Annotated in this window: 17 protein-coding genes; 7 read left to right on the top strand and 10 right to left on the bottom strand. The window is 61.7% G+C overall.

Annotation, left to right across the window (positions count from 1 at the left end; genetic code table 11):
* Nucleotides 1-2: 2 nt before the first annotated feature.
* The 4 genes from RG836_RS21650 to lpxC all read left to right on the top strand — a co-directional run bounded on the left by RG836_RS21650 (nt 3) and on the right by lpxC (nt 4,460).
* Nucleotides 3-869 carry a cell division protein FtsQ/DivIB gene (locus RG836_RS21650; RefSeq protein WP_310849398.1) on the top strand — a complete coding sequence of 289 codons (867 nt, stop codon included), beginning with the start codon at nt 3-5 and terminating at the stop codon, nt 867-869.
* 15 nt (nt 870-884) lie between these two features.
* On the top strand, nt 885-2,144 hold the full coding sequence (ftsA, locus tag RG836_RS21645; protein ID WP_054045544.1) for a cell division protein FtsA: 1,260 nt from the start codon (nt 885-887) through the stop codon (nt 2,142-2,144).
* Nucleotides 2,145-2,242: 98 nt separating this feature from the next.
* Nucleotides 2,243-3,436, top strand: coding sequence for a cell division protein FtsZ (ftsZ, locus tag RG836_RS21640; protein ID WP_310849395.1), 1,194 nt, complete (start codon nt 2,243-2,245; stop codon nt 3,434-3,436).
* A gap of 112 nt (nt 3,437-3,548) precedes the next feature.
* Nucleotides 3,549-4,460 (top strand): UDP-3-O-acyl-N-acetylglucosamine deacetylase, encoded by a 912-nt coding sequence (gene lpxC, locus RG836_RS21635; protein WP_310849394.1) that lies wholly within the window; start codon nt 3,549-3,551, stop codon nt 4,458-4,460.
* An 85-nt stretch (nt 4,461-4,545) separates the two neighbouring features.
* Here the strand turns inward: lpxC and RG836_RS21630 are convergent, their stop codons facing one another.
* From RG836_RS21630 to RG836_RS21610, 5 genes are all read right to left on the bottom strand, one after another.
* Entirely contained in the window at nt 4,546-6,048 is a 1,503-nt protein-coding gene (locus RG836_RS21630) for a GGDEF domain-containing protein (RefSeq protein ID WP_310849391.1), read from the bottom strand.
* A 180-nt stretch (nt 6,049-6,228) separates the two neighbouring features.
* Complete coding sequence (locus tag RG836_RS21625) at nt 6,229-7,593, bottom strand: heavy metal sensor histidine kinase (protein ID WP_310849389.1); 1,365 nt, start codon at nt 7,591-7,593, stop codon at nt 6,229-6,231.
* Entirely contained in the window at nt 7,583-8,260 is a 678-nt protein-coding gene (locus RG836_RS21620) for a heavy metal response regulator transcription factor (RefSeq protein WP_310849387.1), read from the bottom strand. The genes RG836_RS21625 and RG836_RS21620 overlap by 11 nt, the downstream gene beginning before the upstream one ends.
* Nucleotides 8,261-8,269: 9 nt before the next feature.
* A complete protein-coding gene (locus RG836_RS21615; protein ID WP_310849386.1) occupies nt 8,270-11,371 on the bottom strand; it encodes a multidrug efflux RND transporter permease subunit in 3,102 nt (1,033 codons plus the stop codon).
* Nucleotides 11,368-12,534, bottom strand: a complete 1,167-nt coding sequence (locus RG836_RS21610; protein WP_310849385.1) for an efflux RND transporter periplasmic adaptor subunit — start codon at nt 12,532-12,534, stop codon at nt 11,368-11,370. Before RG836_RS21610 ends, RG836_RS21615 begins: the two co-directional genes overlap by 4 nt.
* Before the next feature lie 465 nt (nt 12,535-12,999).
* Between RG836_RS21610 and RG836_RS21605 the strand changes: the two genes are divergently transcribed.
* A complete protein-coding gene (locus tag RG836_RS21605) occupies nt 13,000-13,242 on the top strand; it encodes a hypothetical protein (RefSeq protein WP_310849384.1) in 243 nt (80 codons plus the stop codon).
* Between the two features lie 146 nt (nt 13,243-13,388).
* Nucleotides 13,389-14,528 (top strand): transporter substrate-binding domain-containing protein, encoded by a 1,140-nt coding sequence (locus RG836_RS21600; RefSeq protein ID WP_310849382.1) that lies wholly within the window; start codon nt 13,389-13,391, stop codon nt 14,526-14,528.
* 4 nt (nt 14,529-14,532) lie between these two features.
* On the opposite strand, the gene RG836_RS21595 is transcribed toward RG836_RS21600, so the two are convergent.
* From RG836_RS21595 to norR, 5 genes are all read right to left on the bottom strand, one after another.
* Nucleotides 14,533-15,282, bottom strand: a complete 750-nt coding sequence (locus RG836_RS21595) for a YkgJ family cysteine cluster protein (RefSeq protein WP_310849380.1) — start codon at nt 15,280-15,282, stop codon at nt 14,533-14,535.
* 96 nt (nt 15,283-15,378) lie between these two features.
* Nucleotides 15,379-15,705 carry a hypothetical protein gene (locus RG836_RS21590; RefSeq protein ID WP_310849379.1) on the bottom strand — a complete coding sequence of 109 codons (327 nt, stop codon included), beginning with the start codon at nt 15,703-15,705 and terminating at the stop codon, nt 15,379-15,381.
* 159 nt (nt 15,706-15,864) lie between these two features.
* Nucleotides 15,865-16,347: a GNAT family N-acetyltransferase gene (locus RG836_RS21585; RefSeq protein WP_310849378.1), complete on the bottom strand. Its 483-nt coding sequence runs from the start codon at nt 16,345-16,347 to the stop codon at nt 15,865-15,867.
* Between the two features lies 1 nt (nt 16,348).
* A complete protein-coding gene (locus RG836_RS21580; protein ID WP_310849377.1) occupies nt 16,349-17,248 on the bottom strand; it encodes a chemotaxis protein CheV in 900 nt (299 codons plus the stop codon).
* Nucleotides 17,249-17,378: 130 nt separating this feature from the next.
* Nucleotides 17,379-18,935 (bottom strand): nitric oxide reductase transcriptional regulator NorR, encoded by a 1,557-nt coding sequence (norR, locus tag RG836_RS21575; RefSeq protein ID WP_310849376.1) that lies wholly within the window; start codon nt 18,933-18,935, stop codon nt 17,379-17,381.
* Between the two features lie 148 nt (nt 18,936-19,083).
* On the opposite strand from norR, the gene hmpA reads away from it, so the two are divergent.
* The gene (hmpA, locus tag RG836_RS21570; protein ID WP_310849375.1) at nt 19,084-20,265 is read left to right on the top strand and encodes an NO-inducible flavohemoprotein; all 1,182 of its coding nucleotides are present in this window, start codon (nt 19,084-19,086) and stop codon (nt 20,263-20,265) included.
* Nucleotides 20,266-20,678: the final 413 nt, after the last annotated feature.

Raw genomic sequence — 20,678 nt, 5'->3', positions numbered from 1 at the left:
CCATGCCAGGCGCTCAGCTCCGTCATCAGCCACCCGCACCGAGCCGTAAGCCGGTGCCGCGGGGTGCCAGCCGAATGGTGGCCAAAGAGCCGATGTCTGCGCGTCTGCCGAAAGCCAATTTTGGCTTTCTGAAGAGCCTGTTCTGGCCGGTAATGCTGGTGGCGCTGGGGTTCGGTACGTATGAAGGCGCACAGCGGTTGCTGCCATACGCCGACCGGCCGATCACCAAGATCAACGTGCAGGGCGATTTGAGTTACATCAGCCAGCAAGCAGTGCAGCAACGGATCGCCCCATACGTGGCGTCGAGTTTCTTCACCATCGACCTGGCGAGCATGCGTACCGAGCTGGAGCAGATGCCCTGGATCGCCCACGCCGAAGTGCGTCGGGTGTGGCCGGACCAGGTGGTGATTCGCCTCGAAGAACAATTGCCCGTAGCCCGTTGGGGCGACGAGTCGCTGCTGAACAACCAGGGCCAGGCGTTCACGCCCAAGGAGCTGGCTAACTACGAACACCTGCCACAGCTGTTCGGCCCTCAACGGGCCCAGCAGCAAGTGATGCAGCAATACCAGGTGCTGAGCCAGATGCTCAGGCCATTGGGCTTCTCGATTGCACGCCTGGAACTGCGTGAACGAGGCAGCTGGTTCCTGACCACCGGCGCCGGCAGTGCCGGCCCGGGAATCGAACTGCTGCTGGGACGCGGCAACCTGGTGGAAAAGATGCGCCGCTTCATTGCCATCTATGACAAGACGCTCAAAGAGCAGATTACGAACATTGCGCGCATCGATCTGCGCTACGCCAACGGCCTCGCTGTTGGCTGGCGGGAACCTGTAGCGCCCACGACAGCCCAACCCGCTGTCGCGAAGAATTAAGAAGAGGCAGGACCCATGGCAAACGTGCAAAGCGGCAAAATGATCGTCGGTCTCGATATCGGCACCTCCAAGGTGGTGGCGCTGGTAGGCGAGGTGTCGGACGACGGCACGCTGGAAATCGTCGGGATCGGTACGCACCCGTCCCGTGGCCTGAAAAAAGGCGTGGTGGTGAACATCGAGTCCACCGTGCAATCGATCCAGCGCGCCATCGAAGAAGCGCAGCTGATGGCCGGTTGCCGGATCCACTCGGCGTTTGTCGGCGTGGCCGGCAACCACATTCGCAGCCTGAACTCCCACGGCATCGTGGCGATCCGTGATCGCGAAGTCAGCGCCGCCGACCTTGAGCGCGTGCTCGATGCCGCCCAGGCCGTGGCCATTCCCGCCGACCAGCGCGTGCTGCACACGCTGCCGCAGGATTACGTGATCGACAACCAGGAAGGCGTGCGTGAGCCGCTGGGCATGTCCGGCGTGCGTCTGGAAGCCAAGGTCCACGTGGTCACCTGCGCCGTCAACGCTGCACAGAACATTGAAAAATGCGTGCGTCGTTGCGGTCTGGAAATCGACGACATCATTCTCGAGCAACTGGCGTCCGCGTACTCGGTGCTGACCGATGACGAGAAAGAACTGGGCGTGTGCCTGGTGGACATCGGCGGCGGCACCACTGACATCGCGATCTTCACCGAAGGCGCGATCCGTCACACCGCGGTGATCCCGATTGCCGGCGACCAGGTGACCAACGACATCGCCATGGCGCTGCGTACACCGACCCAGTACGCCGAAGAGATCAAAATCCGCTACGCCTGCGCCCTGGCCAAACTGGCCGGTGCCGGCGAGACCATCAAGGTGCCAAGCGTCGGCGACCGTCCACCGCGCGAACTGTCGCGCCAGGCCTTGGCCGAAGTGGTCGAGCCGCGTTACGACGAACTGTTCACCCTGATCCAGGCTGAACTGCGCCGCAGCGGCTACGAAGATTTGATCCCGGCCGGCATCGTGCTGACCGGCGGCACCTCGAAGATGGAAGGCGCGGTCGAGCTGGCCGAGGAAATCTTCCACATGCCGGTGCGCCTGGGCGTGCCCCATGGCGTCAAGGGCCTGGATGACGTGGTACGCAACCCGATTTATTCCACCGGCGTTGGCCTGTTGATGTACGGCCTGCAGAAGCAGTCCGACGGGATTTCGTTCTCGGGCATCAGCAGCCGCGACAGTTACAGCAACGAAGAAGCCAAACCGGCCTTGCTCGATCGCATCAAGAGCTGGGTACAGGGCAACTTCTAAAGAATTACCGCAGTACCGAAACATGCAGTACCGATTCGAGTAGCACCGCAATACACGCAGTAGGCGAAAAAAAACTAGAGAACGTAAGGAGAGGGAACATGTTCGAACTCGTAGACAACATCCCCGCAAGCCCGGTCATTAAAGTCATCGGTGTTGGCGGAGGCGGCGGCAACGCTGTCAACCATATGGTCAAGAGCAACATTGAAGGCGTTGAATTCATCTGCGCCAACACTGATGCCCAGGCGCTGAAATCCATCGGCGCGCGGACCATCCTGCAATTGGGCACTGGCGTGACCAAGGGTCTGGGCGCTGGCGCCAACCCTGAAGTCGGCCGTCAAGCCGCGCTGGAAGATCGCGAGCGCATTGCCGAAGTCCTGCAAGGCACCAACATGGTGTTCATCACCACCGGCATGGGCGGCGGTACCGGTACCGGTGCGGCCCCGATCATTGCCGAAGTGGCCAAGGAAATGGGCATTCTCACCGTTGCGGTGGTGACCCGTCCGTTCCCGTTCGAAGGTCGCAAGCGCATGCAGATCGCCGACGAAGGCATCCGTCTGCTGTCTGAAAGCGTCGACTCGTTGATCACTATTCCCAACGAGAAACTGCTGACCATCCTGGGCAAAGACGCGAGCCTGCTGTCCGCGTTCGCCAAGGCTGACGATGTGCTGGCCGGTGCCGTTCGCGGTATCTCCGACATCATCAAGCGTCCTGGCATGATCAACGTCGACTTCGCCGACGTACGCACCGTGATGAGCGAAATGGGCATGGCGATGATGGGCACTGGCTGCGCCAGCGGTCCGAACCGTGCACGTGAAGCCACGGAAGCGGCGATCCGCAACCCGTTGCTCGAAGACGTGAACCTGCAAGGCGCACGCGGCATCCTGGTGAACATCACCGCCGGTCCTGACCTGTCCCTGGGTGAGTACTCCGACGTGGGTAGCATCATTGAAGCCTTCGCTTCCGAGCACGCCATGGTCAAGGTCGGCACCGTCATCGATCCGGACATGCGCGACGAGCTGCACGTCACCGTGGTTGCCACCGGTCTGGGCGCGAAAATCGAGAAGCCTGTGAAGGTCATCGACAACACCGTTCACACCTCCATGGCTTCGCAACCGCAACAGCAAGCCCCTGCGCGTCAGGAGCAGCCAGCGGTGAATTACCGTGATCTGGATCGTCCGACCGTCATGCGCAACCAGGCTCAGGCCGGTGCTGCGACTGCCGCGAAGATGAATCCGCAAGATGACCTGGACTACCTGGACATTCCAGCCTTCCTGCGTCGTCAGGCTGATTGATGGAATGTATCAGGGCTATGAAGGTGATTGGTGTTCAGCAAAGGTCTGGTCTGCTATCATCGCCAGCCTTTGTTGATACCAGTTCGCAATTTGCGCTGAAGCGGCCCAAGCCATGATTAAACAACGCACACTGAAAAATATTATCCGTGCCACAGGTGTCGGCCTGCACTCCGGGGAGAAGGTTTACCTGACCCTCAAGCCGGCACCTATCGACACCGGCATCGTGTTTGTTCGTGCCGATCTGGACCCTGCGGTGCAGATTCCTGCTCGCGCGGAAAACGTTGGCGAAACCACGATGTCGACCACGCTGGTCAACGGTGACGTCAAGGTGGACACGGTGGAGCACTTGCTCTCGGCCATGGCTGGCCTGGGCATCGATAACGCCTACGTCGAGCTCTCCGCGTCCGAAGTCCCGATCATGGATGGTAGCGCTGGACCCTTCGTATTCCTGATTCAATCGGCCGGCCTGGAAGAGCAGGACGCCGCCAAGAAATTCATCCGCATCCTGCGTGAAGTGACTGTGGAAGACGGCGACAAGCGCGCCACTTTCGTCCCTTTTGAAGGTTTCAAGGTGAGTTTCGAGATCGATTTCGATCACCCGGTGTTCCGTGACCGGACCCAAAGTGCAAGCGTGGATTTTTCCAGCACTTCGTTCGTAAAAGAAGTCAGCCGCGCCCGTACCTTTGGTTTCATGAGTGATATCGAGTACCTGCGCAAGCACAACCTCGCACTCGGCGGCAGCGTTGAGAACGCTATCGTGGTCGACGCGGATGGCGTACTGAACGAAGACGGCCTTCGCTATGAAGACGAATTCGTGAAGCACAAGATCCTCGATGCAATTGGCGATCTCTACCTGCTGGGCAATAGCCTGATTGGTGAGTTCAAGGGCTTCAAGTCCGGCCATGCACTGAACAACCAGCTGCTGCGCAAGTTGATTGAGCAGACAGATGCCTGGGAAGTGGTGACGTTCGAAGACGCCAGCACCGCACCGATCTCTTACATGCGCCCTGTTGCGGCGGTGTAAGTAAAAAAACCTCTCTAGTTTTTTAAAGGCCACCTTTGGGTGGCCTTTTTTTATGCCCGTTGATAACGCATTTCCTGTGAGGGCTTCAGCCAGCGACCACCCGATTGCGCCCGGCTTCCTTGGCCTGGTACAGCGCTCGGTCGGCGTTGAACAACAGCCGTTCCGGGTTCGCCTCCGGGTCGCCGGCCCAAGTGCTTACGCCAATGCTCACGGTCATTGGCGGGGCATCGCTGGGCAAGGGCGGCAAGTGTTCCACCGCCAGGCGAATGCGCTCGGCCATGTTCATCGCGCCGTCGGCATCGGTTTCCGGCAGCACCACGGAGAACTCCTCGCCGCCGTAGCGCGCCACCAGGTCGGCCGGGCGGCGGATGGTTTCGCGGATCACCCGGGCCAGCCGCCGCAGTGCTTCGTCGCCCTGAGGGTGGCCGTAGCGGTCGTTGAAAGCCTTGAAGCGATCGGCGTCGATCATCAGCAGCGACAATGGCTGCGTCGAGCGCAACGCGCGGAACCATTCGTGGCGCAGGGTCAGGTCCAGCGTCCGGCGGTTGGCCACGCCGGTCAGCTCGTCTGTGGCGGCCAGTTGCGCCAGCTCACGTTCGGCTTTGCGCCGCAACCGTAACTCGCGGCTCAGCAGCCGAGCCAGCCAGAGCAGGGCGACGCACAGCACGCCAGTGGCGCCGATCACCACGGCCGCCGTGCGTTGCCAAGGGGCGAAGATCTCATCCCGCGACAGCGCGACGATCACCGTGATGGGCAAATTGCCGACCTTGGAAAAAGTGTACAGGCGTTCGGCGCGATCCACGCTCGACACACTGCTGAACGTGCCGCTGCCCTGGCGCAGGATGCGCACCACATTGGGCCGGCTGGAAAAATCACGGCCAATCGAGCCGTTTTCCAGATGTGGTTTTTGCCCGAGCAGGATGCCTTCGTGGCTGATCACGTTGAGGGTGCTGCCATGGCCGATGTTCAGGCTGTTGAACAGTTGGTCGAAGTACGCCAGGCGCATCGACGCTACCGCCACACCGAGAAACTCACCGCTGGACGATTGAATGCGCCGGCTGAAACTGATGCGCCATTCATCTCGTTCGTCGCAATCGCAGCGGTGCTTGTACGGGCGGCTGATGAACATGCCGGTGTCGCGGTTGAACGCATGGGCCAGGTAGTAATCGCGATCGGCGTGGTTGGCGGGTTTCGGCTCCAGTGCCGAGGAGTCCGCGACCACTTCGCCGTACTGGTCCAGCAGCAGGATATCGCCCTTGAAACGCGTGGCGGTGGAACGGTCAAACAGCACCAGGTGGCGGATCTGCGGTGCCACCTGCTTCAAGTCATCCCGCTGCGCGGCGGCGATCAAGCCTTGCAGGGTCAAGTCATACAACTCGACATTACGCAGCACGTCGGCATCGATCAGTTGCGCGAGGTTACCGGCGCTGCGGCTCGCAGTGATTTGTGCGTTCGCGTGTTCGCGGATCAGCAGGAAGGTCACAATGCAGACAATCGCCACCGCCGTCAGCGCGCTCCCGAGCATCAGCAGCCACTCGGATCGTCGGGTGCGCCCCGGGTCGGCGGCAGTCGTGCGGTTCGACATCATGGATCGCCTCGGCTGAACGGGATATCAGCGAACTCCTATCAGCGTAGCTCCTGCAACAGACACGCCATGATCGCGGTGGAAGGCCGGAAAGCTTATGCGGCTTCGCGTGCACAATGTTGTGGAAGGCCACAGGGGACTGCTTTACCGAAAAGGAATCTTGCATGGCCATAGGCAGTGGGATCAAACCGGCAAATAAATCCCGAAGGTGTTCATGCCCCGGTCGCTGCGCACAAACACATCGCCGCCGTGCATCAGCGCAATCGCTTTGACGATCGCCAGCCCCAAACCGTGGTTATTGCCGCTGTTGGCCCGTGAGGCATCGACCCGGTAGAAACGCTCGAACAGGCGCGGCAGGTGCTCGCTGGCAATCGGCATGCCGGGATTGGCCACGCCGATGCTGACCTGGTGCTCCTGCACTTCGATGTGCACCTCGATCACTTGGCCTGGCTCGGTGTGTTGCACCGCGTTACTCAACAGATTAATCAACGCCCGGCGCAGGTGCGCGATTTCGATCTGCACCTGCGCATCGCCGCTGACTTTGACCTGCACCTGAGCATCTTCAAGGATGAAGTCCAGGTATTCGAGGGTGGTCGCCACTTCGTCGGCCAGCGAGGTGCTGGTGAGTTTGGTGGCTTTGCTTCCCTGGTCGGCGCTGGCCAGGAACAGCATGTCATTGATGATCGAGCGCAAGCGTTCCAGCTCTTCGAGGTTCGATTGCAACACTTCGAAGTAATGTTCCGCCGAGCGCCCGCGGGTCAGCGCGACCTGGGTCTGCCCGATCAGATTGGTCAGCGGCGAGCGCAATTCATGGGCGACGTCAGCGTTGAACGACTCCAGGCGCGAATAAGCCTGTTCAACCCGTTCCAGGGTCGAGTTGAACGAGCTGACAAACTGGCTCAACTCCGGCGGCAGCGGCGACAGCCGCAAACGGCCGGCGCGCAGGGGCGGGGCCAGGCGCTGTGCCTCCTGGGACAGCTTGATCAACGGCTTGAGGCCAATGCGCGCCACCCAATAGCCCAGCGCCGAGGCCATCAGTACCCCGACAATCGCCAGGCCAATCAGCGCGATCAGCAACTGATGCTGGGTATGGAAAAACGTCTCGGTGTCGATGCCGATCATGAAGCGCAGCGGCGGGCGCTGGTCCTTGGCCGGGAACTCACTGACCAGCACTTTCAGCGGATACGGTTGGTCGGGCAACGTCATGTCGCGCATGCCCAGCGGCCCTTGTGCGAACGCGCGGATATGCGGCGTCAGGTTGCCGTATTCGTAGCGCGGGTCGCCGCTGGTGATCCAGAAGCGGATGCGCTTGTCTTCCTCGCCCAGCAACTTGAGCTTGTTGTTGATCTTCACCCAATGCTCGGGCGTGCCGTAGCGCCCGACCGTGGATTCGAGCACGCTGTAGCGCGCATCGAGTTCCGCTTCCGGCAACAGGCCCAGGCCACGGTCGACCTGTTGGTACAAGGCCCCGCCGATCAACAGGAACACCAGCAGCGCCACCAGGGTGAACATGCCGCTGAGCCGCAGGGCGATGCTGTTAGTGGACACTGCGGCTCTCCAGCACATAGCCCATGCCACGGATGGTGTGCAGCAGTTTTTCCTCGAAAGGCCCGTCAAGCTTGGCCCGCAGGCGTTTGATCGCCACTTCGACGACATTCGCGTCGCTGTCGAAATTGATGTCCCAGACCATCTCGGCGATCGCGGTTTTCGAGAGGATTTCTCCCTGGCGCCGTGCCAGCACACTGAGCAACGAAAACTCTTTGGCGGTCAGGTCCAGGCGCGCGCCGGCGCGGGTGGCTTTGCGGCTGATCAGGTCGATCCACAAATCGGCGATGCTCACCTGCACCGGTTCGTGGCCGCCGCTGCGGCGGGTCAGGGCTTGCAGGCGGGCCACCAGTTCAAGGAAGGAAAACGGCTTGCCCAGGTAATCGTCGGCGCCGTCGCGCAGGCCCTTGATCCGGTCTTCAACGCGCTCGCGGGCGGTGAGCATGATCACCGGGGTTTGCTTGCGCGCCCGCAATGCGCGTAGCACACCGAAGCCGTCCAGGCCCGGCAACATCACGTCGAGGACGATCACCGCGTAGTCACTTTCCAGCGCCAGGTGCAGGCCTTCGATGCCGTCCCGCGCCAGGTCCACGGTATAGCCCTGTTCCGTCAGGCCGCGGTGCAGGTAATCCGCGGTTTTTTCTTCGTCTTCGATAATCAGAACGCGCATGACCCCGCCTCAGTCTGTGGTGGCCAGGGCCGTGGTCGGCACTGGCTTGGGCCCATGAAATAGCCGCTCAAGCCACAAGTATATGACCGGCGTGGTAAACAGCGTCAGCATCTGGCTCACCAGCAGCCCGCCGACCACCGCGATCCCCAGCGGCTGGCGCAATTCCGCCCCGGCGCCGTAGCCGAGCATCAGCGGCAGGGCGCCGAGCAGGGCGGCGAGGGTGGTCATAATGATCGGCCGGAACCGCGTGATACAGGCCTGGTAAATCGCTTCTTCCGGTGCCATCCCGCCATTGCGCTGGGCGTCGAGGGCGAAGTCGATCATCAGGATGCCGTTTTTCTTGACGATACCGATCAGCAGCACCAGGCCGATCAGCGCCATGATCGAGAAGTCCTGGCCGCACAGCCACAACATGATCACCGCGCCCAGGCCTGCCGCCGGCAACGTCGAGATAATTGTCAGTGGATGGACAAAACTCTCATAAAGCACGCCCAAGATGATGTACACCGCCACCAGCGCCGCGAGAATCAGCCACGGTTGGCTGGCCAGCGAACTCTGGAACGCCTGCGCCGCGCCCTGGAAGTTGCCGCTGATCGCCGTCGGCATGCCGATGTCAGCCTTGGCCTGGTTGAGCAAAATCACCGCATCGCCGAGTGCCACGCCGGGCGCCAGGTTGAACGACAGGTTGGCGGCCGGGAACATCCCGTCATGGGCGATGGACAGCGGCCCGACCGTCGGCGCATCGAACCGCGCCAGTGCCGACAGCGGGACCATTTCCCCGCTGAGCGGCGAGCGCAAGTAGAAATAATTGAGGCTTTCGGCCTTGCCGCGTTGTTTGGTGTCCAGCTCCAGAATCACGTTGTACTGATTGATTTCAGTCTGGAATTCGTTGATCTGCCGCTGGCCGAAGGCGTCGTACAGCGCTTCATCGACATCGCTGGCGGTCAGGCCAAATCGCGCCGCCGCGCTGCGGTCGATGCTGATGTGGGTGATGCTGCCGCCCAGTTGCAAATCGTTGGAAATATCGCGAAACGCCGGGTTGGCCCGCAGTTTCTCGGTCAGGCGTTGAGTCCAGGTGCTGAGCGTCGGGCCGTCGTTGCTCTTGAGCACGTATTGATACTGCGCGCGGCTCGGCCCGGAGCTGAGGTTGATGTCCTGGCCGGCACGCAAGTACAGGACGATGCCCGGCACTGCCATCAGTTTCGGGCGAATGCGGTCGATGAACTGACTGGCCGACACATCGCGGTCGCTCCGTTGTTTCAGCGAGATCCAGAAGCGCCCGTTGGCGATGGTCTGGTTGTTGCCCGACACACCCACCGAATGGGAGAACGCCTGCACGGCCGGGTCGGCGGCGACGATTTCGGCCATCGCCTTGTGTTTTTTCACCATGTCGTTGAAGGAAATGTCCGCGGCAGCCTCGGTCGTCCCGAGCACGAAGCCGGTGTCTTGTACCGGGAAGAAGCCTTTGGGAATGAAAATGTAACCGCCCACCGCCAGCAGCACCGAGAGGCCGAACACGCCGATCATCAACTTCTGATGGGCCAGGGCTTTGCGCAGGCCTTTTTCGTACCAGGCCAGCAAGCGCTCGGCGAAGCCCTTTTTAGCGTGCGCGTGCTGCACCGGCGCTTTCATGAACAGCGCGGCCAAGGTTGGCGCCAAGGTCAGCGAGACCACCACCGAAATCAGTATGGTTGCGGTGGCGGTCAGGGCGAACTCCTTGAACAGTCGCCCGACCACGCCGCCCATGAACAGCAGCGGAATAAACGCCGCCACCAGCGAGAAACTGATCGACACCACGGTGAAGCCGATTTCCCCGGCGCCCTTGATCGCCGCCTCGCGCATGCCATCGCCGGCCTCGAGGTGGCGGTGAATGTTCTCCACCACCACGATCGCATCGTCGACCACAAACCCCACGGCCACCACGATCGCCACCAGCGTCAGGTTGTTCAGGCTGAAACCCATCACGTACATCAAGGCGAAACTGGCGATCAGCGACACCCCGAGCACCGCCGAGACAATCAGCGTGGCCGACAATTGACGCAGGAACAGCGCCATCACCGCCACCACCAGTAGAATCGCGATCAGCAGGGTGATTTCCACTTCATGCAGCGAGGCGCGAATGGTTTGCGTGCGGTCCACCAGCACTTTCACCTGCACCGAGGCCGGCAACATCGCTTCCAGCCCCGGCAGCGCCGCTTGGATGCGCTCCACGGTCTCGACGATGTTCGCCCCCGGTTGCCGGGAAATTACCAGGTTGACCCCCGGCCGATCCCCGGCCCAGGCCTGCACGTAGGCATCTTCCGAACCGTTGACGACTTTGGCGACATCCTTCAGGTGAACCGGGGCGCCGTCCTTGTAGGAAACGATCAACTGGCTGTAGTCATCGGGGTGGAACAACTGGTCGTTGGTCGACAGCGTGGAAATGCTCGACTCGCCATACAGCGCGCCTTTGGCCAGGTTGAGGCTGGTTTGCTGGATCGCCAGGCGAATGTCCGCCAGGGTCAGACCGATGGCAGCCAGTTTGTCGGCGGACACTTGCACGCGGATCGCCGGACGTTGCTGACCGGTGATGTTGATCTGGCCTACGCCGTTGATCTGGCTGATCTGACGCGAGAGCAGGGTTTCCACCAGGTCACTGAGTTCGGTACCGGGCATTTGCGTGGAGCTGACGCTGAGGATCAGCACCGGGCTGTCAGCCGGGTTGACCTTTCGCCAGGTCGGCAGGGTAGGCATGTCTTTCGGCAGTTTGCCGGCCGCAGTGTTGATCGCCGCTTGCACTTCCTGGGCGGCGGTGTCGATGCTTTTGTTGAGGGTGAATTGCAGGGTCAGGTTGGTCGAGCCCAGGGCACTGCTGGATGTCATTTGCGTCACGCCGGGGATGGCGCTGAATTGCACCTCCAGTGGCGTGGCCACCGACGACGCCATGGTTTCCGGGCTGGCGCCGGGCAGTTGCGCCGCAACCTGGATGGTGGGGAATTCCGCCTCCGGCAAAGGGGCGATCGGTAGCCGTGGAAAAGCAATCGCACCCAGCAATACCAGGGCGAAGGTCAGCAGGATGGTCGCCACCGGGTGGTTGACGCACCACGCGGAGATCGAGCCCTGGCCCTTCATGGCTGCACCTGCGCGCCCGTCTGCACCACTTGCGGCGGCTCGGTCAGTACCTGCACTTGCGAGCCGGGTTTGAGCCGAGACTGGCCATCGCTGACCAACACATCACCGGCTTTCACACCTTTGATGATGTCCTGGCCACTGCCCTGGTCAATCATCTGCACTTGCACGGTTTCAACCTTGTCGCCGTTGACCCGGTAAACGAAGTGTTGATCCATGCCCCGTTGAACGACAGTGGGCGGCACCACCAGCGCATTCTTCTCCAGCGCAGTCTGCACTTTCACCGTCACCAGCAGGCCGGGCCAGAGCTTCTGCTTGGGATTGTTGAATTCTGCCTTGGCGCGGATGGTCCCGGTGTTGGCGCTGATCTGGTTGTCGATCAGGGTCAAATGGCCGTCGCCCAGCAGATTGCCGGTTTCACCGTCGGTGTCGGCGCCGATGTAGGCTTTTACCTGCGCACGAGTAGGATCGCCGACCAAGTCCTGCAGGACCGGCAGCATCTGTTGCGGCAGGGAGAACTCCACGGCAATCGGGTCGATCTGCGTCACTGAGAACAGCCCTTGGGTGTCGCTCATGCGCAGGAAATTGCCTTCGTCCACCGTGCGAATCCCGACCCGACCGGTGACCGGCGAACGAATCTGCGTGTAGGACAACTGCACCTGCGCCGCGTCGATCGCTGCCTGGTTGCCTTGCAAGGTCGCTTTGAGCTGGTTGACCAAGGCTTGTTGCTGGTCGTAGGTCTGCTTCGACACACCGTCATCGACGCTGAGCAGCTTGTAGCGCTTGAGGTTGACCTGCGCCACTTGCAACTGCGCCTGGCTTTCGCCCAATTGCGCCTTGGCCTGGTCGAGGCTGGCGCGGATCGAGCGATCATCGATGGTAGCGAGCAAATCCCCTTTGTTGACCAATTGCCCTTCCTTCACCAGCAACTTGGTGAGAATGCCGTCGATCTGCGGGCGAATCACCACACTGTGCAGCGACAACACCGAGCCGATGCCACTGACGAAACGCGGCACGTCCTTCTGCGCCACGCTGACCACGCGCACCGGAACCGCCGTCGGTGCCGCCAGTTTGGTGGCCGCCGGTTTGGTCGCGAGCCAGAGACCGACAGCACCCACGACGATCAACAGGCCAATGATCAGGGCGGTTTTCTTGGGGATTCGCATGCGGGTGAGGCGCCAGGGTCAGGTGAATGGGAAGTGTGGCAGGGTTATCTGCTTGTTATAGCCCTGTCACCGGGTCAGCAGGGTGACGGCTAACTGACAGCGCTGTCAGTTTGGCATCGTCAGTTTACCGGAGGACCGCGTTATCGTTCTTCGCGAGCAGGCTCGCTCCCACCAAGGCCCTACGCAATTTCATCTGTGGGAGCGAGCCTGCTCGCGAAGACGTTATCGCTCATCGCTGGCACGTCGAGCCGTCGCACCGCAGCTCCCACAGGTTTTGGCGTCATTCACCTATTTTGCGTACACCTCTGACCCTGTGGGAGCTGGCTTGCCAGCGATGGCGGCAAACCTGCCTCCACAAAACCCGACAGACCGCTTGCAGCTTCCCGCCGCATCTACCGCTATACTGCCGACCTTTTCGCGCCCATCCACCGGGCTCGACACTTGTGTGCACCACCCGGAGCTTTCATGACTTCCCCGAAACAACCGTCGGTTGACGCCCCAGCGGACGACCAGGCCGAGCTGCCCGACAGCCTCGACGGCGCGACTCCGCCCGCTATCCCTGCCTTCAAGTTTCCGTTCAAGCCCGGCGACCTGGCTGCGGCCAAGCCTGCCAGCCAGCCGTGGTACAAAAACGGCGCCAAGAACGGCCACACCAAAACCCCAGGCGCCGCGCCACCGGGCACCCGTCGCTCGATGGGCAAACGCTGACAACAGCGTTGGGGAAAATTCAGTCGTCTACCGAGACGATTCCCACAAGCATCGGCGATTAGCCCTCTGGGAACATCGATAGGCACTCATTGAAGATTCGTACCCGCGTTCTGCGGGTTCGATAATCCTCAATGAAGGCTGCCAAGATGTTTGTGCTCAAATTTCCATTGCTGCTCTGTCTGATGTCGTTAATCACTGGGTGCGTTTCATCAACCGTCGAGCCGATCCGGTTCGGCGTCGAAGCCTTGGTGCCGCCCTTCGAAAGCCGTGATGAGCAAGGCGCGCTGGTGGGCCTGAACATCGAGCTGGGCAATGCGCTGTGCGCCGAACTCAACACCCGCTGCGAATGGGTCGACCAGCCTTACGCCACCAACATCGACGCCCTGCAAGCCAAACGCTTCGACGCAATCATGCCGATGACCGCCACGCCAGCGCGCCGACAGCGGCTGGCGTTCACCGACAACCTCTACCCGCTGAGCAGTCGCCTGGTGGCGCGCAAGGACTGGAACCCCGGCGCCGACCTGCTGACGCTCAAAGGTGTGCGCCTTGGTGTGTTGGCCGGCACCAGCCGTGAAGCCTATGCCCAAGCCCGATGGGCACCCATGGGTGTCGAGGTGCGCAGCTTCGACCTCAACGAACAGTTGATCAGCAGCCTGCTGGCCGGTGAAATCGACGTCACCCTGCAAGACTCCATCGAAATCAGCCATGCCCTGTTGAACCAGGCTCGCGGTGAGGCTTACGGCTTTTTCGCCCCGGCGATAGACGATCCCATGCTCGGCAGCGGCGTGGCGATCGCCGTGCGCAAGGACGACAGCCGTTTACGCGACGATTTGAACGCCGCCCTCGCACGGCTCAAGCACAACGGCAAATACCAGCGCATCACCGAGCGTTACCTGCCACCTACTGCGGCGGCATCGTCGCGCTATTTGCGCAACGCGGAGGGTTTGCCGTTCTCGGACGCGGTCAAGGTAGGGCCGACGCTTTACCTCAGTGGCGTGCTGGGGTTGAACGCTGCGGGTGATCTGGTCAAGGGCGGCATCACCCCGGAAATGGTCCAGACCATGGACAACTTGAGTTCAGCGCTGCAACGCGCCGGTTCCTCATTGGATAACGTCGCCAAGTGCACTGTGATCCTGGCGGACATCAAGGATTTCGCGGCCATGAACGCGGTGTATAGCCGTTACTTCCCGCAGGACCGGTTACCGGCGCGCACGACGTTTGCCGCCAGGCAGTTGGTGCTGGATGCGCGCGTTGAAGTCGAATGCGTGGCCATCGCGGCGAGTTAAAGAATCATGCCGCGCGCAGCGAGATAAACGCGTAGTTCACCGGCACTTCGGTCACCACTAGCGCGCCGGCAGCGGTGACTTGTGCGGCGATGTCGTCGCCCGACACATGGAATTGCCACGCGCTGTCGGCGGCGGCAACAGGCTGGCGTTGCACTTGATCGATCACCGTGGCGAATGCGCTCATGTCCGGCAGGTAGGCGGTAAAGCCGTCGCCCTTGAGTGCGGTGGTGCGGATGCCCAGCAGTGCGCAGATCATGTCTTTGGTGTGCACATCATCGCGATCGGCCTGGCGTGAACGCTGAATCAGCTGCGCCAGTTCCTGGTCGACCAGTTCGCCGCCGATAATCAGCTCCGGACCTTGCTCCCAGGACTCCGGCGGGCATTCCTTGATGGCGGGGTTGAGCGGGATGTGCGGGTTGATTTCCATCGGATAGATACGACACACCAGCGGCCGGCGGTCGTAGATGCGGCACAGGTTGTCTTCGTCAAGATTCCGACAGGGGCCGACGTTGTACGCGGCGAAGGTGATGGCGACATGCGCCTCGGTCGAACCGCTGTGCACGGTCACCGAACGCCGTTCGGCGTGCTCGCGTTGCTGCGCCGGCAAGCCCAGGCCATTGCCGAGAAAACCTTCCACCAGCACGATCACCTGGCCGCCATCCGCCGCCCACATGCGGGCTTCGGCCAGGGTCAGGGGCACGTGGTGGTCGTTGCAGCATTTGCCACAACCTACGCAGGAGAACGTTGTATTCATTGAGCGGCCGGTCGCAGGTGAGTGCATGAAGCGGTGCCAGAAAATCACCGCGAGGGCCGCAGTCGAAGCAAGTTATGCGCCAGCCGTTGTGGCGCTTTACTTGGTCTTGCCGGCCGGGCGGATCGAATCCCACTCGGTGATGTAGGCGGTTTTGCTTTTTTTGTTGTACAGGCACAGCTCGGTGCCGGCGGCGCCCTTCATGTGTTTTTGCGGGTAAGTGCCTTGCAGCAGCACGGCGGCGTAGTCGACACGGTCGTCGTATTCAGCGGGTTTGCCCACGGCTTTGACGTTTTTCAGGCCACTGGCGGTGACGCAGCTTTCGTTCATGGCTTTGTAGTAATCGGCCCAGGCATCGCTGCTGGAAGCCTGCGCCTGGGTGGCCAGGGCGGTGAGGCAGAAGAGGGTAGCGGTCAGGGCTTTCATGGGTGCGGCATCCTTGAGGGGGTTTTTGTCCTGGGTTGGAGTGTGCCGAGGCGATTGAGTTCGCCAGTGATGGCTTCTCCGCGACCAGGCTCGCTTCACCTCGAACGCGCTCACCGGTGGAAGCGAGCCTGCTCGCGAAAGTCGCGCCTCAATATCCCGTCAGGCCGTGACTTCTTCGCGCCGCACCACGCGCATTCCGGCGCTTTGATACAGGCGCCGGGCGCGCTGGTTGTCTTCCAGCACCTTGAGGTCGACAAAGCCTTCGCGGCGCAGTTGGAACACTTTGAACGCATGCAGCAGCAACGCCCGGCCCAGACCTTGGCCCTGCGCGCGCGGGTGCACCACCAGGTTCTTGATGTAGGCGCTGGTCCAGCACTGCGCCACGCCGACGATGCCTTGTTCATCCTGGGCGATGAAGCACAGCGCTGGATCGTATTCAGGGTCGCTGTCGAAGCGTTCGCGCCAGACTTCCAACGCTGGCACGCGCCCGCCACCTTCACGTTCGCCGAGCGCCATCAAGCGATGGATCGCTTCGGCGTGCTGCGCGCCGTAAGTGGTGACGCGCACGTTGGCCGGCCACGTCGCCAGCGGCAAAGGTGCGCCGAGGTCGCGGCGCATCAGCAGGCACCAGGTCTCGCTCATGTCAGTGACCCTGGGCCACCGCTTTGGCGGCGTCGATCAGGCACTTGGTCAACTCTGGCGAAGAGAACTTGGTCAGCACCGCATTCGCCCCGGCCAGCCGGGCCTTCTCGGCATTCATTGCGCTGTCCAGGGAGGTGTGCAGCAGCACATACAGGTGCGCAAAGTCCGGGGTCTCGCGCAGGGTGCGGGTGAACGCATAGCCGTCCATCTCAGACATTTCGATGTCCGAGACAATCAGGTTGATCTGCTGCGCCGTGCCTTGCAGGTCGAGCAGGCAATCGATGGCCTCCTTCGCACTGCGCGCGGTGTGGCATTGCAGCCCAAGGTTGCGCAGGGTGTGCACCGATTGCTGTAGCGCCACCTGGCTGTCATCGACCACCAGGATGCGCGCGTTGCCCAGCACTTCGGCGTCTTCCATGCTCAGCTCGGTCGGCGCCATTTCGATCTGCGCCGGGGCGATGCCGTGGATGACTTTCTCGATATCCAGCACCTGCACCAGGGTGCCGTCCACCGAGGTCACGCCCGTAATGTATGAGCGCACACCGCCAGAGCCGAAGGGCGGCGGGCGGATGTCGGTGGTCAGGCAATGCACGATCTTGCTCACGGCCTGCACATGCAAACCCTGTTTGGAACGGCTGACGTCGGTGACGATCAGGCAGCCGCCGTCCGGGTCGAGCAGCGGCCGTTCGCCAATCGCGCGGCTCAGGTCGATCACCGACAGCGAGTTACCGCGCAGGGTAGCGATGCCTTTGACGTGCGGATGCGCTTCCGGAAGTTTGGTCAGCGGCGGGCAGGGGATGATTTCACTGACTTTGAGCAGGTTGATCGCCATCAGCTTGCCGCTGCGCAAGGTAAACAGCAGAAGCGAGAGGGAGTCTGCGCGGGCTTTGGTGGTGGACATAAAAACCTTCTGTGGAAAAGGTAACGGCGAGCGCGGGGCTTGCCGACAGCGCTTGATATCGGGTTATCGACCTGTCACCGACAGGCTTTAGGTGAACCGGCAAACACCGACCCTTTGTGGCGAGAGCGCTTCATTTCATGCCCAAGCGCTTGGCCATCCGTCCCAGGTTGGCCCGGTCCAGGCCCAGTTCACGGGCGGCGCTGGCCCAGTTGTGCGAGTGTCGCTCGAGGCTGGCTGCGATCAGTTGGCGCTGGTAGTTTTCCGTGGCTTCACGCAGGTCACCGGAGATCAGCGGCGCCGGAGCCTGGCTTTCGGCCGCCGCTTGCTCCGGTGAATCGACATTGCCGTGGGGCAAGTCGAGGTCGCTGGCGCTAAGGCTCAGGATCTTCGGCCGTTCCTTGCAATTGCCCAAGGCTTTGAGGGCGCTGCGGCCGATCAAATGTTCCAGCTCCCGGACGTTGCCCGGCCAGCTGTAAGCCAGTAGCGAGGCCTGGGCATCGGCGTTCAGGCGCAGGCTGTTAAGCCCCATGCGCGAGCGGTTCTGTTCGAGGAAGTAACCGCTGAGCAGCAACACGTCGCGGCCGCGATCACGCAGGGCCGGCACCAGCAGCGGGTAGACGCTCAAGCGGTGGTAGAAGTCGGCCCGGTAGCGACCGCTGCGCACTTCTTCGGCGAGGTCGCGGTTGGTCGCGGCGATCAGGCGCACGTCCACCTGGTGTTCCTTGTCCGAGCCCAGACGTTGCAATTGGCCGCTCTGCAACACGCGCAACAGCTTGGCCTGCACGGTCAGCGACAGTTCGCCCACTTCATCAAGGAACAGCGTGCCGCCGTTGGCCAGTTCGAACTTGCCGCGACGGTCACTGGTGGCGCCGGTGAAGGCACCGCGCACGTGGCCGAACAGTTCGCTTTCCACCAGGGTGTCGGGCAGGGCGGCGCAGTTGAGGCTGATGATCGGTTTGTCGGCGCGGCGCGAGGCGGCGTGAATGGCTTGCGCCACCAGCTCCTTGCCCACCCCGGTTTCCCCGGTGATCAATACGGTCAAGTCGCTGCCGCCCACCAGGTTGATCTCTTCCACCAGGCGTTTATGCGCCTTGCTCTGGCCGATCATCTCGCGGTTCTGCTGGCCGCTGGCCTGGCGATAGACCTCGGCGCGCTGGCGCTCGTCTTCGGCGCGATTGGACAGACGCTGGATGCGCTCGGCGGCGTTCACCGTGGCGGCGGCCAGGCTGGCGAAGGCTTGCAGGGTGTCGAGTTCGACCGGTTCCAGTTGCTGCGGGTCGAGGGCGTCGAGGGTCAGCAAGCCCCATGGGCGTTCGTCGACGAACAACGGGCAACCCATGCAGTCGTGCACTTCGAGGTGATCGTCGAGGCCATCGACCAACCCGTCATAAGGGTCTGGCAGGTCGCTGTCGGCGGCAAAACGGGTGGGCCCCGGATGGCTGAGCAGCGCCTCGAAGCGCGGGTGTTCGCTGATCTTGAAGCGCCGGCCCAAGGTGTCAGTGCTCAAGCCATCGACGGCTAACGGCACCAGCCATTCGCCGTCAATGCGCAACAGCGCGGTGGCGTCGCAGGGCAGCAGGGCGCGCATGGCTTCGAGCAGGCGGCGGTAGCGCTCGCTCTCAGGCAGTTCGCGGGACAGGTCGGAGACCAGGGGCAACAGCGTGGTAAGCAGTAGTTTTGCAGTCATAGTGACTCCGTGTAGTCGCGCTGACTATAAATCTGTCAGTGTCGATATGACTAATATATTTTTAACTGATTGATTTACATAGATTAATTTTTTGGCACGGAACCTGATATCTAAACGACAAACACACTAAAACACCGGAGTGCCTTCCATGCTTAGCGTTCAAGATCGTGCCATCGTTAAATCCACTGTGCCACTGCTCGAAAGCGGCGGCGAAGCCCTCATCACTCACTTCTACCGGATGCTGCTGTCCGAGTTCCCGGAAGTGCGCCCACTGTTCAACCAGGCGCACCAGGCCAGCGGCGACCAGCCTCGGGCCCTGGCCAACGGCGTGTTGATGTACGCACGGCATATCGACCAGCTCGACCAACTGGGCGACCTGGTGGCCAAGATCATCAACAAGCACGTGGCCCTGCAAATTTTGCCGGAACACTACCCGATCGTCGGCAGCTGCCTGCTGCGCGCCATCGCTGAAGTGCTGGGCGAAGAAATCGCCACCCCTGAAGTCATCGCCGCCTGGGGCGCTGCCTACGGCCAGTTGGCCGATATCCTGATCGGCGCCGAAGCGTCGATCTACGAGCAAAAAGCCCAGGCGCCTGGCGGCTGGCGCGGGGCGCGGGAATTCATCGTCGCGAAGAAAGTGCAAGAGAGCGCCGAGATCGTGTCGTTCTACTTTGAGCCGGCAGACAAGGGCCAGATTCTGGATGCCGCACCGGGGCAATACATTGGTATGAAGCTGTTCCTCGACGGCGAGGAAATCCGCCGCAATTATTCGCTGTCGGCGCGCCCGAGCAACAGCCAGTACCGCATCAGCGTCAAACGCGAACCCGGCGGCCGCGCTTCGAACCACTTGCACGATAACCTCAACGTCGGCGACAGCATTCAACTGTTCACTCCGTCGGGCGAATTCGTGCTGACTGACAGCGACAAGCCATTGGTGCTGATCAGTGGCGGCGTCGGCATCACCCCGACCCTGGCGATGCTCGAAGCGGCACTGGAAACCGAGCGTCCGGTGCACTTTATCCACTGCGCGCGCAACGGCGGCGTGCACGCCTTCCGCGACGTGATCGACACTCTGGCCGAACGTTATCCACAGCTCCAACGCTTCTACTGCTACGCCGAAGACGATGGCCTCAGCCCGGCGGCGCACAGCGTCGGTTACCTGACCCAGGAGAAACTGGCCGAGTGGTTGCCTGAGCAGCGTGACCTGGACGCTTACTTCCTGGGCCCTAAAGGCTTCATGGCGGCGATCAAGCGCCACCTCAAAGCCCTGGGCGTACCGGAGAAGCAAAGTCGTTACGAGTTCTTCGGTCCGGCGTCTGCGCTGGAGTAATTCTCCAAGACCGAGTCGCCCACTTCGCGAGCAGGCTCGCTCCCACTCTGGATGGCATTCCAAGGTGAGAGCGGGCTTGCTCCGGGCGGCGTTCCGACGAAGGCGTACTGTCAGGCAATACATCTCCATGGCTAGTGCGGGCCTCATCGCTGGCAAGTCGAATCGTCGCACCGCAGCTCCCAGAGTGTTTGGGGTGGATGATGTTTCTGTGCACGACGCAGAACCCTGTGGGAGCTGGCTTGCCAGCGATGACTTCTGCTTAGTCACTAGAGATTTTGCAGGTGTACATATCGATTTCTCTGGTGATGGCTAGAATTGGTTCCGCTCTTACAGCGGGTTACTTGGAAAAGCGCCAAGTAACCAAGCGCTTTTTGATCCCCTCCATTCGGTGCCTCGCTAAGGCTCGGCATGCC

The sequence above is a fragment of the Pseudomonas rhizozeae genome (genome assembly GCF_031583775.1).
Classification (GTDB): Bacteria; Pseudomonadota; Gammaproteobacteria; order Pseudomonadales; family Pseudomonadaceae; genus Aquipseudomonas.
The sequence above is the reverse complement of the archived record's forward strand: the minus strand, read 5'-3'. Positions and strand labels throughout refer to the sequence as shown.